General features: G+C 50.4%; 12 protein-coding genes. 11 read left to right on the top strand and 1 reads right to left on the bottom strand.

Annotated elements, in window-relative coordinates:
- Positions 1 to 1,352 precede the first annotated feature (1,352 nt).
- Positions 1,353 to 3,356 (bottom strand): AAA family ATPase, encoded by a 2,004-nt coding sequence (locus tag AC0IXS_RS00595; protein ID WP_471823419.1) that lies wholly within the window; start codon positions 3,354 to 3,356, stop codon positions 1,353 to 1,355.
- Between the two features lie 273 nt (positions 3,357 to 3,629).
- Between AC0IXS_RS00595 and AC0IXS_RS00590 the strand changes: the two genes are divergently transcribed.
- From AC0IXS_RS00590 to AC0IXS_RS00540, 11 genes are all read left to right on the top strand, one after another.
- Positions 3,630 to 4,736, top strand: a complete 1,107-nt coding sequence (locus AC0IXS_RS00590; RefSeq protein WP_471823418.1) for a hypothetical protein — start codon at positions 3,630 to 3,632, stop codon at positions 4,734 to 4,736.
- Between the two features lie 356 nt (positions 4,737 to 5,092).
- Positions 5,093 to 5,755 (top strand): TauD/TfdA family dioxygenase, encoded by a 663-nt coding sequence (locus AC0IXS_RS00585; protein WP_054990923.1) that lies wholly within the window; start codon positions 5,093 to 5,095, stop codon positions 5,753 to 5,755.
- Positions 5,752 to 6,726 (top strand): hypothetical protein, encoded by a 975-nt coding sequence (locus tag AC0IXS_RS00580; protein WP_471823416.1) that lies wholly within the window; start codon positions 5,752 to 5,754, stop codon positions 6,724 to 6,726. Before AC0IXS_RS00585 ends, AC0IXS_RS00580 begins: the two co-directional genes overlap by 4 nt.
- Positions 6,727 to 7,602: 876 nt before the next feature.
- Complete coding sequence (locus tag AC0IXS_RS00575) at positions 7,603 to 9,471, top strand: Mu transposase C-terminal domain-containing protein (RefSeq protein WP_471823414.1); 1,869 nt, start codon at positions 7,603 to 7,605, stop codon at positions 9,469 to 9,471.
- A gap of 214 nt (positions 9,472 to 9,685) precedes the next feature.
- Positions 9,686 to 10,591 carry a TniB family NTP-binding protein gene (locus AC0IXS_RS00570; protein WP_234778505.1) on the top strand — a complete coding sequence of 302 codons (906 nt, stop codon included), beginning with the start codon at positions 9,686 to 9,688 and terminating at the stop codon, positions 10,589 to 10,591.
- Positions 10,592 to 10,595: 4 nt separating this feature from the next.
- Positions 10,596 to 10,817, top strand: coding sequence for a hypothetical protein (locus tag AC0IXS_RS00565; RefSeq protein WP_471823412.1), 222 nt, complete (start codon positions 10,596 to 10,598; stop codon positions 10,815 to 10,817).
- 5 nt (positions 10,818 to 10,822) lie between these two features.
- Entirely contained in the window at positions 10,823 to 11,446 is a 624-nt protein-coding gene (locus AC0IXS_RS00560) for a hypothetical protein (RefSeq protein WP_471823410.1), read from the top strand.
- A gap of 223 nt (positions 11,447 to 11,669) precedes the next feature.
- Positions 11,670 to 12,698 carry a TniQ family protein gene (locus AC0IXS_RS00555; RefSeq protein ID WP_471823408.1) on the top strand — a complete coding sequence of 343 codons (1,029 nt, stop codon included), beginning with the start codon at positions 11,670 to 11,672 and terminating at the stop codon, positions 12,696 to 12,698.
- A complete protein-coding gene (locus AC0IXS_RS00550; protein WP_471823406.1) occupies positions 12,688 to 13,188 on the top strand; it encodes a hypothetical protein in 501 nt (166 codons plus the stop codon). The genes AC0IXS_RS00555 and AC0IXS_RS00550 overlap by 11 nt, the downstream gene beginning before the upstream one ends.
- 784 nt (positions 13,189 to 13,972) lie before the next feature.
- Positions 13,973 to 14,410, top strand: coding sequence for a hypothetical protein (locus tag AC0IXS_RS00545; protein WP_147478155.1), 438 nt, complete (start codon positions 13,973 to 13,975; stop codon positions 14,408 to 14,410).
- A gap of 81 nt (positions 14,411 to 14,491) precedes the next feature.
- Positions 14,492 to 15,654 (top strand): IS3 family transposase gene (locus tag AC0IXS_RS00540; RefSeq protein WP_122549844.1). Its coding sequence is split into 2 segments (ribosomal slippage): positions 14,492 to 14,747 and positions 14,747 to 15,654, totalling 1,164 coding nucleotides; the frame shifts between segments, so codons are not numbered across the junction.
- The last annotated feature ends 258 nt before the right edge of the window (positions 15,655 to 15,912 follow it).

Here is a 15,912-nt window from a genome sequence, read left to right as displayed (position 1 = left end):
ATTTTCTTCACCGATCGGCCGCGTTCCTGATCGAGGGAGTGGTAATAAACATTCTGAGTCGTGCTGAGGCTACTGTGTCGTAAGTCCCGCTGCAGATCCTTGGCACTGCGCAGCGGCGCATAAAACGTGGCCGCCGTGTGCTTCAGCCGATGGCAAATGCAGGTTTAAGACTGATCAGATCAGTGCTCCTCTCGGTCTTCATCTCGCATCCGAGACAACGCGTTATCAAAAACAGCCAGGAGGAGGGCGCGCACCTGTCGTCCTGAAAGACCTGACCTTCCGCGGAGCGTTGTGAGCAGAGGTGTCTTTTCCTCCCACTGTGGCAACTCGGGCAGGCCAACGAACCGTCGATAGCACTTGAGATATTTAGTGACGTACTCGTCTCTAACGGCATTCTTCCCGACTTTGTTGCCTTTTCCGATGACGTGGTACCACCAGTTTCCTTCTTAGTCCTGTCGAAAATCTCCCATGATGAGGTACCAATTAGCTCTTTTTTCTTGATCATTCGGAACGGATTGGCAGCAGTTGCGCCTTCTTCAATCAGATGTTCGAAAAAACGACTACTGACCAGCCACTGAACCCTTTGATTTTTCTCCTACTAAATGAAAAGCAGGCAATTTGTGAAAAATGGCTGGAGGCCTAGTGATCCGGGGCTTTCAGGCTATTTTTGAAAGATAGATTTATGTTCGACCGTTCTCGTAGTTTTTGCAAAAAAGGACTATGGCGGCGATGGGCAAAATTTGGGACTGAAGCCCAATAATCTCTATGCATAGCAGTAGGATAGCTCCATTTTGGGAGTCTACAGGTTTTCGCAAATTTGACGTCCGATGCAAATCCAGCAGGAATGCTAGAGATCACGTCTGGCGAGGGGTTCAGGGAATGCCAGGGTGCTTTTCTACTAGTTTCGCGAACGCATCAGAGTGCTTTCCGATTAACTCGTTTACGTTTCCGATTGATCAGTGGGGGTCAAATTTAGCGAGGAAGTTTCAAAGTAGGAGAGTTAATGGCGAGGTAGTTTCAAATTCGTGTAGAAGAATCAGCTTATTGTGCGAATTCCTCCTGATGCGCCAATCGCGAATTAAGTGGACCCCCCCCAAACCCACGTATTCCCTAGGCCAAACCGGGCTTTTAAAGAAATTAGTGGACTGGCTCAAGGTTTTTCCGCTGAAGAAACAAAATAAATAGTGATTTTCCACTCATTATTTTCAAGCTATTTCGTGATTGTCCACGAATTAGTTCGGACGTTTCGAGCAACCCGGCAATGGCCGATACCGATGCAGGAGTTAAGCGACTAACCTCGTGAGCAGAACGAGGCTGGCCGACAAATACCGTCCACCAGCCGTTAAGCTCCTCTAGCTTAGATAGTTATTGATTGCCTTAAACAATGCGGCGAAGCGAGACTTCGTCGCCGCATCCACTTTTGTGGCGGGAGTGCTAGTGAACATCGCCGCAACGGTGTAGTGATTGAAGCCGCCGCTAGGTCTGAGCTCGATGTTTCGATCTTTTAGTAGCTGTTCTATGCGCTGCACAATCCGGTCGCCTGCAGGCAGTTCTTTCTCTTCGATGACCACACCCGCCAGCTGCTTGGCGAAGGCCTTGTTGAAGCAGGCAAGGTAGGTCTTGATCGTGAAGAGATCTTCGATGTCGCTGGGGATCGTGTCCTGACCCAAAGCCTTCAGATCACGAAATTGCGAAGCATTGAAAACGGCTTTCTTTTGCACCAGCTTCTGATGGATAAGGCTTTCAAGCTTTTGATCTTGCCGTCCGCTGTAATCCAATAGCAATGCTACAGACAACCCGTTCGCTCCTAGCAGCGAGGTGAAAGTCGCGACGTTGTTGAGGCCACCAACTGGCACAATCGTGGTGTGCTGATCCAGCCCTAATCCACCTGTTGCATCGAGCATCGCGGACATGGCCTGCAGGTAGGCGAGCTCAGAAACGCCCTCGACCAACAGGTTGCTTTTGCTGATGAACAGATTCTGTGCGACGTTCCAGCCCAGCGCTGCTTGGAGGGGGAAAATTGTGCGAGGGTCAGAGCCTGATAGGTTCTCGGATACTATGGTTCCTACGTCCTGCTTATCTTCGACGATTCGAACCTGGTTAAGCCGGGACGATCTCACCATGAAGGGTGAATGGGTCGTATAAATCACCTGGTGGCTTGCTGAGAGATTGTCGATGTAATTCAGGAAGTCCTCTTGAGCTAACGCATGTAGCGCTAAACCGGGCTCATCCAGAAGCAGAATCAAATCACCCGAGGCCTTGACGCCCGATGAGGTCAGTTGAGCCTGCACACTGTCAAACCAGACCAGGAAACTGAAGAACCAGATGAAACCCCTGCTACGCTGGTCGAATGGCGTGGTCACGCCACGGTGGCGCCGATTTTTGATCCTGAGGTATAGGTTCGGGCCGTTGTCGAAGGGGGTGACGTCAGTGCTATCGGGCCTGATATCCACCTCAACTTCCAAGTCCTCGTTTTGCTTCCAAAATTCAAGCACTTTGTCGGTGAGGTTGATGGATACGCCCTCGACCTTTGCCCTCATCTCCTCATAGGTCGTCTTCCCGTCAAAGTCGTCCAGCTCGACTCCTGCAATCCTGAGTAACGCCAGGATCGACAGATGCTTGGGTTCGATCAGTGCTTTTTTCGTTGGATCGTTTTTTACTGTGGCAAGACGGTTTTTTAAATCAGCCAGGTTGATTTTTCCTGGTAGCAGGTCGTAATCGCTGAAGTACAAAAATTTGGGTACAAGTGGTGACAGCCGTCTCCATACATCGTAAGCACTGACCGGATGGCTTTTCCAAGGGGCAGCATCGATTCGCTTCTTTAGTCCTTCAGCGAATTGAGTATCGACCTCCGTCAGGTCGATCTGACTGAGGCTGGTGTGGGCAGCTCGGATAGACGCTGAACTGGAAATCGCTTTGATCGCATCGGATGAGAGCCCAGCGGTTTTGGCCATGGCCACCATTACCGGAGCCTCATCGACGCTCAAGCCTATAGAGCGCGAGTTGGCATAGTTATGGCTAATGGTGAAGATGAAGTCATCACCGAGTGAGGTGTGGAGAACTCTATTAATGGTCTCAAGCTCAGATTTGTTCGGCTTGAACGTCAGCTCTACAACTGTTTCAGGTTCATCCTCGTGTTTACGCAGATAGGCGGTGAGGTGCCTACGTGGGTAGTCATCCGTGGGGTTGAACGCCTCCTCATCCATTGCATCATTGGATTTATGTAGCGCCTTCAAGAAAACTGTTTTTCCTGCCTCGTTCATGCCAACGAGGACGGTTACATCAGGGTCGATGGCGACGCTTTGCGATGTGTTAATCGAGCGGTAGGGCCCTACTGCGGCTTTCGTTAGGATCACGGGAGTTTCCTGAACTGTAGAAGAACCTAAAAGCTTAGTTCACATAACCGGAGGCACCCGATTGTTTGAGATTGTTCTGCCAATACGCTCAGGCCAGCCGGAAGACGCGAGATGTAGTCCTGGACATAGGTCGCGATGTCCTGTTGCGTCACAGAGCCTCCCTAGCAACTTGGGAAAGGGAGCTATACAGTTTATGGTGACTACGTGCATTGAAGCGGTACGATGCCCCGCTTTGGGTAGCAGGGCGTAGTGTTCAGAGAAGGAGAGAGCGCAGTGAAGAGTATTGATAAGGTTTTCCAGCGCTGGAGGGCGACTCTGGAGCGGCGTTACGGCGTTGGTTTTCCAGCAGAGTTCGTGGATACAGCTTATGAAAACCTGTTGGCTGCTTACGCGAGCTTCCATGCCAGTGGGTGTGCGGACTCTCACTTCCTCCGAGAGTTGTGTTCTTCCAACGTCAACAAGTCTGCTCAACGCTTAGGCGAGATATTGCTGTTTGAGCGTCTGAAGCATGCAGGATATGACCCCAAGCCTTCGCGTAATGGCTGGGGGCCGGATTTCCTCGTCCACCAAGATGGAAAGAAAATCTGTCTTGAACTGATCACCCCGTCGACGGGTGACGACTTAAAAATCAATGAGTTATTTTCATCTCATAAACCGCTGGAACCTTGCCCACACGCCGCAACTGAACTGAGGCAGCGGACGCTGCTGAGAATGACTGCCGCGATCGCGGAAAAACTTGGCAAATATGAAGCGTATTTGAGTGATGGAGTTGTCAGCTCCCATGATGTGCTTGTTATCGTGGTGAACGACGCGCTCCTTTGTCCTGACACATTCTTTTACGGTGTGAGTCAGAACGCAGATTCTGGGGTGGGTGGCCAGTCGCTTGCTGAGCACGCTGTGTATGGTTTCGGGCACTCTGTTTGGGAACCGGACATCGACGGTACCAACCACGTTCTGCGAAGCACGTTCAGGGAAGTCGTGGAAAACCGGCCGGAACCTAAAAGGCAAGGTGGTGCTCGTGAGCCAGTACCAGTCAGCCTATTCAAAACCCCCGATCAGCAAGACGCCGCCAAACTCGCTCAGCGCGCATCTGTAATTTCTGCGGTGTTGCAAGTGACACTGAGGGAGGACTACGGTGTACTGATGCTTCTGCGCGAGAAGGCAGAGACCGAGGAACGACTCATTGAAGGTCTGTTGCGTCCAGGCACCTTAGTCGTGAATCCGCGAGCAGTGAACCCTTTATACGTGTCCGTTCAGCATGGGTTGATGAAAATCGTCGATGTTCCACCTCTTTCATTAAAGGAGGCATGGGATCTGAAAAATCGTGAGCTGAAAATGATTTTCGGCGAAGGCTACAAAGAACAGCCTTTCCCCTATTGAGCCACAATCGTACTTGCCGGGACGTCGGTATCGGAGGTATTGGCGTTGGTCTATGAAGCCTATATTCCCTCAAAGGCGTGTAGGCCCGTCACATAGTGCGGGACTCGCAACCTAGGCAGTTGGCATAATGGGCATGCGCTTGAAGTTCGAGCCTCGAGCAGGCTCGTGGTCTGCCGGGCCCAGTTGGTTATCCATTATTGGTGCCAGAGTACGTGCCACTGTTACGTTGTAGATTTTGGGGTTTTGGGGCTTTTTAGAACCAAACGAAGAGCTGACCGACAACACGGCGTCGGCTGCGGCCCCAGATATAAAGATGTCAGTTATTGAAAGCCGACGATCGATTACAGGAAAAAAGCATGGACGCAGACCTGATACGCAGCGAATTAAAGGAGATGGGATGGGCAACCTTTCGAGAAGAGTGCCTAGCTATCGAACAGCTTGAGCAGGCTGTGCTGACGATAGCCAACAGCCTGGGAGAGCCGCGTGCGACACGTGAGCGAGGCAGGCTGATAGACGTTTTGTTGCCGACAAACGCACTAGCCGCCAAGCCGCGATCTTTGAGTGCACGATACGGCTTGGAGCAGTTCCCTTGGCACACTGATGGGGCGCACTGGCTCACTCCGCCGCGTTATCTCGTCATGGCTTGCATGAATGCCCACCAAGAGGCTGCCGAAACTCTCTTGTGCGACGGGCACTCTTGCGCGCCTTTAAATTCTCGCGCCGCCAGAACCTCTGTCTTCAGGGTTGCCAACGGCAGCAAAAGTTTTTACGCATCGCCACGAGGACGACTCGGTCAGTACTATCGGTACGACCCGGGATGCATGACGCCTATGGATGATGTAGCCGAAGAAATCAACGAATTCATGCAGCTCCACCAGTCCGAAAGGACGCACAGGATCAGGTGGGAAGCCGGCACGGTTTTGGTCGTGGACAATTGGCGGTTCTTACACCGACGTACTGCTGCGCCAGAAACGCTAGAAAGGACACTTTTGCGAGCTACTGTCATGGAGGTCGAATGAAGCAGAAACCAATCGGTGGAGCTCCATTAAAAGAAATAACGGAAGCTATTTCTGAAGAGGCCCTGCTTGGCAAATCGCGGCTGTACGCCTCCAGGGCCCTTGTGGCCAAGGCGGCTAAAGAGTCAGAGATTTATCAAATCTGGGCTGCATTAGCACTTGAGCTTCTCGGCAAGGCACAGTTGGCCAGCATCCATCCATGCTTGATCGTCGAACCTGATAACCCCAATAGTTTGTTAGAAGCATGCGGCATCGAGACGGATACCAAGGTCAAAACCATCAGCGCCGGCGTAGTCTTTGCGCGTCTGAAGCACACTGTACCGAAATTCAGTACGCCGAACGCGGAGGCCTGTTTGCGTATATCTTTACGGCGTAACGCTGAACTCCACTCTGGCCAGGCCGCATTTGCTGGAATGGCAGACAAGGACTGGGAGGGCGAGTTCTGGAACACCGCACAGCTGATTCTGGCCTCTATGGATCTTGAGCTCGAGGACTGGGTGGTGAGCAATTCACAAATCCCCGCCACGCTGGCTCGGGATTTTGAGATCATCAAAGTAGAGGCGGCGAAGCAAAGGATTGCGAACGCCCGGGCTGCCTTTGAAAAACCGGAGGGCAAGAAGCGAACGAAAAAAGACATCGAAGCTCTGATCATCCAGTCACAGGCCAGTCGGTGGCACAGCCATCACAAAGCGTTCAGGTATTCGCTCGACGGATACTGGGATACCCCATGCCCCGCATGCGGTTGTAAGGGGTTCTGCGGCGGTGACCGTGTGCATGAGGAGGTTGTCGATTCTGACTACGGTAGCGGTTACGAGACCGTGGCGAGATATCTATCACCTGTCGAGTTCTACTGTCCAGCCTGCGAGCTGCGCCTAGATGGAGCTGAGGAAATGCAGGCTGGCGAATTTACTGAAGAGTACGTTGAAGAGGTTGAACGGGAGATCGAATACGAGCCCGATTATGGCAATGACTAGGGGCTAGCAAGTCATGACTGCATCGGACAGGCCTTTCTACGAGCGCCACGAGCGAGGCTTGTGAAATGACCAGTGTCTGCGGCCACTTTGCCAATGAAGACGATGTGCGAATGCGGAGGTGATTTCGCACCATGGGCTCCGTTCCCGGAGCAAATTTCTGACTAAACGATTCGTAGCAATCAACTCTGGATAACCCAGCACCCCGACATTCTAAGCGCAAAGCCCGATCCAACCCCCAATCCTCGTGATCCTGTGATCCTGTGATCCTGTGATCAAAAAACCAGGCAGGCCTCCAAGGCCATAGCCAATATTCATAATAATGCATCTAGTTTCTCCTCGACGGCCGAAGGAAAACCGTCAATATATCCTTTAATCCCGGTAGTTTGGGTTCGCACCTTCTAACAGCTCGACTCAAAACTTTTTACATTCGCAGTTTCGATGGTTTCTGGCGTTTAGCGCGCCTGTCAGATCAATGCCGCTAATTGGAAGTCCTAATCGGAAGTCAATATACATTTAAAGCGAATAAAGTCCCGCGAACTGAATAAATTACGAACATATCTGAATACCTTGAATTACGGGCCTTTCAGCGAATTTGTAAATAGCGACAAATAGTAAAATTTACAATATATCGATATATAGAGTTGGCCGGCGGGGACTCTTGACCATCGGTTTTGAATTGGGTTTACTGCTCCCCGTCCAGCGAGTGGGCAGCTACACCCAGCTCTTTAACAAATCGAAAGCAGTCACGGAAAGCTTAGCTGGCTGAAGCCTAGAACAACGAGGCGGGTAATAGAGTCTGCATGAAAGTTATCTTAATAGACCCTGTGGGGCGCGTCATGAAACTTCGCGACTGACTACACAATGGAGGAATAACAAGTGCAAGATATATCTGAGCTTCACTCAGATGACGACAAGCATCCAGATAGGAGCAGACGTTCCGATGCAAACAGGAACTCAGATCAAAGATTTCCGTTAGAGCAAATCAAGCCAATCGTTACCGCAAGCAGTAACGTTGCCGAGATTGAGAGACATGAGGAGGCGGTTAAGAGGTACGAGGTACTTACAAACTACTTGGCCGGTGAGATCAGTGCCGAAGTGGCAATGGAAATCCTGTGCATAAAAAGGTCTCGTTTTTACAAACTGCTGAAATATATGGAGGGTGCTAAGAGCTACAGGACACTGGTGGCGGATGCGAGGGGGCGAAAGCCAGGACTCACCGTGACTGACCCTGAGACGCTAAAATTGATAGAGGAGATGTTCGAAGAACATTACCCCGATCACAAGACCATAGCTGCGGTCTGGAAGCATTGCCAAACACAGGCCGACAATCGGAGGATAATCAGGCCAAGCTACCATACAGTCGCGACTTGGATCAAAGCTAAAGCAGATTCGCTGCTTTATAGCATAACCCACACAGGCGAACAGACCAAGCAAAGGTTTGGGGCTAAGCCAGGCTATAAGGCAACCACTCGGCCGCTGGAGTGGGTGCAAATCGACCACACGGTTGTTGATTTGATGGTTGTTGATGAAAACGACAGAACGATCGTCCTCGGACGCCCCTATATCAGCCTTGCCGTCGATCTGCATACCCGTGTAATTCTGGGGTTCTACGTATCATTGCTCCCGCCGAGCGCCGTTTCTGTGGCAATGCTGATGGAGAGTTGCGCCTTGCCCAAGGCGTTATTCCTGCAAAGCCTCGGGCTCCCGGAACATCTGCTACCTTACTATGGGCTTGCGGAAGTTATCCATACCGATAACGCAAAGGAGTTCATCTCAGACGTGTTCGTCCTCAACGCTAAGGATTATGGCATTGCGATTAAGCACAGGGATATTCCGGAAAAACACCAAGGTGGTCACATTGAAAGTTTGATCGGTAAGTTGATGCTCCGCACGATGCATCCCTTGCCGGGCACAACAGGTTCCAACGCCCAGCAGGGTAAACATTTACAGAGCAACAAGAAGGCTGCGATTGGGCTTGCCGGGCTGCGGCGTATCTTGGCTTATACCCTGCACGCCTATCACCAGACAAAACATTCGGAGTTAGGAAAAACCCCTGCGCAAGCATGGGAGAGCCACTTTGCTAAAAAATCGAACACTCGAATTTTGAACGTATCCCAGTACGAAGATTTCAAGTACCGGTTCTATCCAGAGATCCCGAAAAAGAAGGTAGTGCCGGGAGGTATTGAGATTTTTCGTAGATTTTATTATGGGTCTCTTTTGAAGGATCGGGTTCGAAGTGATGTCACGGTAAAGTACGATCCATACGACTTGAGTTTCATTTATGTAAAATTTGGTGAGATTTTCGAAAAAATCCGTTGCGTGCGTAACAGTTTTAATAGGAGCGCGGACTATGAAATGTATCGTTGGCAACGCCAGCAGAAGTCAGACCGAGATGGCACTATGACAAAAGAGGGTGCTCGATCATATGGTGAAGTCGCCAAGATCAAGAGCAAGGAGGTCAAGCTTACCACTCAGGAAAAACGCAGAAGGAAGGCCGAAAAGGGCAAAGCTGATTACAAGCGACAGGCGGGACTACATGATAAAAAGTCCAAAGATCACAATGCGTTCAGCCAGGTGAGTGTGGACAGTAGCAGTGATATTTCGCCCACCTCAAATGGCGTGGCCAAAAACACCAGTAAGCCGCCAAAAAAATCCAATATTTTTGACATTGGCGGCTTTTTTAAGAAAACGGAGGATGTTAACTACAGCGAACCACCGGTCTTCTACGACAGCAACAAATATTAATAAGAAAATTTGCTTTTAACCCATCGTGCATTGCTCTGAATCTCTTTGGATTGTATTGCCGTAATATAAACGTTTGGAGGGATTGATAAGCTCGATCTTATAGGGGGGGGGCAATCTGCATAGTGAGCGAATCACTCTAATAAACCTGCTAGCGAATTGGCGATACTTCAAAGGGATTGCAGAGCTTCACGCGCTCAAAATATGGTGGACTACCATGACTGATTATTCTCACGTACACCCTGCATCCCACATCCATTTCAACGAGCCCGACGATGTTCGTCTAATCACTTGTTCCAATGACTTCTGGGTGCACCACCCTAGCGCTCAGAAAATCATATTGAGGATGGAGATGGCCATGAAGATGCGGAACAAGATAAATGCCCCCAGCATGCTTGTTACCGCCCCTGGAGGAGGGGGCAAGACTGCTTTGATTGGTGAGATGAAGGCCCGGAATGCAACAAATGCAAACAAGATGATCTTCGTCACCATGCACCAAAGCCCAAATGGTTATTCACTCAAGGATCTAATTTTGAGCGAGCTCGGACTGGGCGTCGGGCGAAGAGCACGGCAAGGCCATAACATCACCCCTGAACTTCAATACATCATAAGGACTGAAAACATTCGCGCAATTGTGATTGACGAGATTCATGATGCACTCACTTTGACTGAGCTTCAACAGCGCATCAATCTCTCGCTGCTGAAGAATCTGTCAGGTTCCACCTACGGACTTTCGGTGTTTGCATTTGGGGTACCGGATGCCGCGCGTGTACTTCGACAGGATGCCCAGCTTGAGCGCCGATACCCTGTGGTTTCTCTTAATGGTTGGGAAAATGGGCCAGAATTTCGAAATTTCGTGTCTAGCTACATTCATCATTTGCCACTGAGGAACAAAACCAACTTCAAGGATCAACTTTTGTTCCTCAAAATCATGAAAAAGGGGTTGGGTATCACCGATAACGTTGTGAAGATCCTGCAAGCATCAGCGATGGCCAGCATCATTGATGGCACCGAACACATCAACCACCGCCACCTCGATAATATCGACGATATCATGGCGGGTTTCAACTACGCACTGCGTGGTGCAGAGATGCCATCAGAAGATGAGGAGCGAAACGGATAAGATGATGCGTAATCTGCCACTCAGTAAAAAGCGTCAGATTGCTCGCGGCGTTCTGGAAGGCCTTCACGGCTTCCAGCATCGCTGGCGCGAGCGTACTGAGGTCAATCGGATTTTGGATGGCATAGCTCAATCCGACGAGTCCACTCTTGTGATGTTGCGGGGAGCCGCTGGGGTGGGAATCAGCTCTATACTCGAAGAGTTTTCCTCAAAATACCATGGCAGGTGATAGTCGTGACGCCGCGTATTTATACAGCAAAGCTTAATATTATTGGCCAAGTGCTTCACTCACTCTTTCCTTTTAGTAACTTTCGCAGCCATAAGCATGTGCCTGAAAGTTTGATACAATGTCGTCAGGCCGACCGAAGAATTATCATCTTCGACGATCTAGACATCATTTCAAATCAAAACGATATGGAGAATGTGATTTTTGACCAGCTGTGTAAGCTTACGCAGAGCCGAGCGCGATACAAGATTATCATATCTACAAGAAACAGAAATCTACTTCAAAATTACTCCAGGGTCAGAGGGGTCAAGAGTTTGGTCATATCAGTGTCGGGAATTATCCCTGCCGCCGATGTAAGCACTGTTGTCCAGTCATTTTATGATTGGTGCAATCACCAATACGACACGCTGACTCAATCCCGAAGCATATCTAGATTCAGCGAGCTCAACCAAGATATGCCCATCGATCAACTCATCTACGTGTGCGAAACCCTTTACTGCTCAGAGCTTCTAGAAATAAATATCAAATACAATGGGGAGGTCGTCAATTTTGCTGATACGCCCTTCACCTATAAGTTTTTTGACTATCTTCATGATCTTCGTCATAAGATTGAATATATAGCCTTTTCTTAACACTTTACGCACACCACGTAATCCTCAGTGCCCGCATGGACTAGCTCATCACGCCAAAAAAAATTAGTCCGCGGCACACCCCATAGAGACCCAATGCGCGCGACGTGCACCTTAGTTTTCATTGAGAACTTGGTGCCATCTATAATTTTAATGGTCTGCACTCTGTCAGGGGCGCAGATGCTTGCGTACCTAGATAGGGTTGTTCCGAAAAGGAGTAATGATGATGAAATTAAGAAAACAGGCAGTACCGGAACCACTTGCAGATGAAACCCTGTCTTCATGGATGTGGAGGGTAAACTCAACAGCCCACATTCCTATTATGTCCCACATCCGGTTCAGCGCGCCGGAAGGTAAAATGTTAGGGTGCGACTCGATGGGACTGCGGGGTGCGTGGTTTGCAGATCGCGATCTCTTGACTGAAAACCCGTTCATTGAGTCCTTTAGACAGGTATTCAACATCTCTCAATCTTGGTTGAGTAAGCGATTTCCGAAATTCAGTCAGCCAACTATACCGACCCAATTCAGAAGGGCGTTTTGCTCACAGTGTTTTTCGGAGTCCTTCCAAGAAGTGGGCATTCCTGTCAGTAAGGTTCAGTGGTGCTATCTGACCAATCCACTGTGTGAGTTACATGGAACTCCACTGCACGATTCGTCCGTCTTTTTTGTAGACCACGACGACTATACTGTTCAGGCTTTTGTGTCCTACTGGGATTATCCAAAATTTAAGGAGAATTGTGATCTTGTTCGTGATTTCGGAAAAATTAGGAATGGCCTTGCGCTGAAGGCCCAACAGCGGTTGCAAAAGCTGACAAAGCTAGCGTCCAGATCTGGTCAGGGCTTTAATGTCCAGATGTTCGTGCTGACCTTAATGAGGGCGATGATGATGCCCGCCCTCCATCACGGCTACCCCTCTATAGCCTTTCATCAATGGGGTGGATGTGAACCCTATGCAGGCCTCGGGGTTCATGGCGACTTTTACCAAGAAATATATCGAAGCACCTGCTTAGCTCGACTCCATGCACTTTACTTTAGCGCGATAATGTTGGGTTGGATTACAAGTGAGCAAGCTCGAAAGACTCTTCATGAAAATTATTTTTCCCCTTGGAATACGCACATGATATGGTCGATGCTTGATAATTCACCGAAAGTTCTAAGTTTGCTTTTTTCTGAGCTTAAGCTTTATGAAACGTCCTACCTAAATCTTACCCTGATTGACATCCCTAAATTAATTCGGATTTGTTATGATGCATAAGATAAGTACCCTTACCTGGGTGCCGGATTGCGTGGTAAATCGTCCCGGTGAATTTTCTTGTGGCCAATTTGCTATCGTCCTGTATGTGGATGTGGTTACTTTGAAAATTTTGACTTATAACATCCTATTCAGGGAGGGATTCGTTGATATCCCTAAACCCGCGTTGATCGACGGATTGAATCCTTTCGGTTTCTGGTTGTGGCAATCGGATCGACATGATTCGAAGCAACAGACAACCAGAGTTTTTGCCACCCCGCGACTCTCTAGGCTCGACTTCGACAGCCTTGGCCCGCTCGGAGTCGTTCGGAAATTTCCACCCGCAAAAGTGTGTCTCCTAGCTGATCGCCTCATGAAAGGTTTTTATGATCTAAATGCTCGTCAGCTCGGTTATCTCTATAAGCCCACACGGACTACCAGCAACATCCTGCTCCAAAGAATTAACCGCGCAGTTGAATACGCTAACGGATTTGTCGCCAATCCAACTAATTGACCCGCCTGTCTATCGCTAATGTGTTGCTCTATCATCTATAAAATAGGGAAACGTCACCTGAATGCGTTTCGCACGAATAACCTGTTGCAGGAGTGAGAGAAGGCGCTCGCCAAACAAGTTATTGATAAACAACTGGAGGCCAAATGACTGATAGCGCAGCCCAGTGCAGAACATCTTCTGAGGCATTTGCTCAATGTATAGGGAGCGTACGCAGTTTCCTGGCAACCTCGGACTTGTTATTTTTTTTGGTCATAGCGCCATGAACCGGACTTGGCGTAGCCAAGCCGCAGCTGCCAGCAGGTGGAGCACCTTGGACGGCATGGGACAGTTTCAAGCCAGTAGCGGTGAGGTCGTCAGAACGATGGTCTGGAGTCTGTTGCTGCGTCTGACCTCGCTCTGTTTCCCAGGTAGAGGGCCGCAGGCCAAGGCTCCTCAATGTCTCGGCTAACGCCGAGGCGTGAGCGCTTTAAACGGCGACCCGAGAACGGCAGCAGCCTGGCCCAACGCTTGCTGTGAGGATCTCGGCGCATGCTGAGAAGGTTCAGGACGGCGGCGTGTGCAGATCAGCGCGATGCAAACGTTCCATCCATCCAAACGGTGCCCTGAGTTTGCCTTGTCGCATGCAAGTGCCTATAGTCACGCATGTTAACGTCGAGATGTTCGCCAGAGTGATGCTTAGCGAGATGGATCTTTGCCATGTAGGCATAAACCGGTATTGCGATCTGATGTGCAGTGATCCGGGTTCCGAACCGGTGAGCTAAGCCTTTTAAAACAGCCACACCCCATGAAAACACTCACCTACTCAGACATGCGTTACAAATTTTATCCCGACATGCAGGCAGAAGTGCCGGCGGATCTAATCGTGTTCGCCGGGGACATAGGCATGTTGGCGCGCTCGTTTATGGGCAGATGTGCCCTTCAGATCAAAGGTGAGAGTAACTTGAGTGCTTGTAATTGGGTCAAGCTTGCACTGGAGGTAATCCGGGCAAGAGGCATCAAATGGGGTACGACGGTTTACGCGTACTTGCTGGAGGCATCAAGCGTAGCTGCGTGCTTTGTCGCGATGGCGTATTACGACGTCTCGGGTGTAAGTCTTGACGCAGCGACATTTCAGACACCGCCGCTCAGGGCTTCAGAAAAGCCGGGCGCTTGTACCCTGCTGGGTTTGAGGGGAGGAGACCGCCACGGCGCATTGTCTCAGCTGTGGGAGTACAGATCGTGATACCTGACGGCAGCATCCTGTAGTGGTCTAATGATTCCGGACACTCATTTAGGCGAGAATATCGCCAGATAGAGGTGTCTGATGACCAAACAACGCCGTACCTTCTCTGCTGAATTCAAACGTGAGGCCGCAGGCCTCGTGCTCGATCAGGGCTATAGCCACATTGAGGCCTCCCGCTCGCTAGGGGTGGTCGAGTCTGCGCTGCGTCGCTGGGTGAGCCAGCTCCAGCAGGAGCGCAATGGCGTAACGCCTCAGAGCAAAGCCCTGACGCCCGAGCAGCAGAAAATTCAGGAGCTGGAAGCGCGGATCGCTCGTCTTGAGCGGGAGAAATCCATTTTAAAAAAGGCTACCGCGCTCTTGATGTCGGAAGAACACGAGCGCTTGCGCTGATCAATCAGCTAGGTGCCCATGAGCCGATCGAATTGCTGTGCGAAGTGTTCGAGACACCTCGCTCGTGCTACTACGACCATTGCCAGCGGCGTCGGGCTCCAGACGCCGAGCGGGTTCGTTTACTCAGTCGAGTCAATGAGCTGTTCGGGCAAAGTCGAAGCGCTGCTGGCAGCCGCAGTATCGTTTCGGTATTGCAGGAAGATGGCGAGCAAATTGGTCGGTTCAAGGTACGTGGCCTGATGCGGGAACTGGGATTAATCAGCAAGCAACCTGGCTCTCATGCTTATAAAAAAGCAACAGTGGAGAGGCCTGACATTCCGAACATTTTGAATCGGCAGTTCGATGTACCCGCGCCCAATCAGGTTTGGTGTGGCGACATCACCTACATCTGGGCGCAAGGAAAATGGCATTACCTGGCGGTGGTTATGGATCTTTATGCGCGTCGGGTGGTGGGCTGGGCGTTTTCAAACAAACCGGACACGGACTTGGTCATCAAGGCGCTGGACATGGCTTATGAGCAACGCGGCAAGCCTCAGGGCCTGCTGTTTCACTCAGATCAGGGCTCCCAATATGGGAGCCGACAGTTTCGCCAGCGACTTTGGCGATACCGCATGCGCCAGAGCATGAGTCGCCGAGGTAATTGCTACGACAACTCGCCGATGGAGCGTGTATTCCGCAGCTTGAAAACCGAGTGGATACCCGCCGTGGGCTACATGACGGCCCAAGAGGCACAGCGGGATATCAGTCATTATCTGATGCATCGCTACAACTGGGTTCGGCCACACCAGTTCAATGATGGACTGGCACCCGCTCAGTACGAGAAAAAACTTAACGTCGTGTCCGGGATCAGTTGACCACTACAATCCCGACCTTCGTCAGCGCCGCCCGTTCGACTGATCTTGGCAGAACAATTACCGGCTATTTGTTCGAGGCTGAGCTCGAAGGATTTTATCTGGTAGGTCGAATATTCTTCGACCATAAGCATAGGTTCAGAAATGGCCGCTTAATCCGTACGTCTGCCGTACGAGAGTTCTTTGTAGAGGGGGGCTACCTGCTGGCAGTGACGTACACAGAAAGTGTCTACGTGCTGATTAGCGCCGAACCATCGCTTA

The sequence above is a fragment of the Pseudomonas sp. AC016 genome (genome assembly GCF_979253365.1).
Note: the sequence above shows the minus strand (reverse complement) of the source record. Positions and strands in the feature narration are given on the sequence as shown.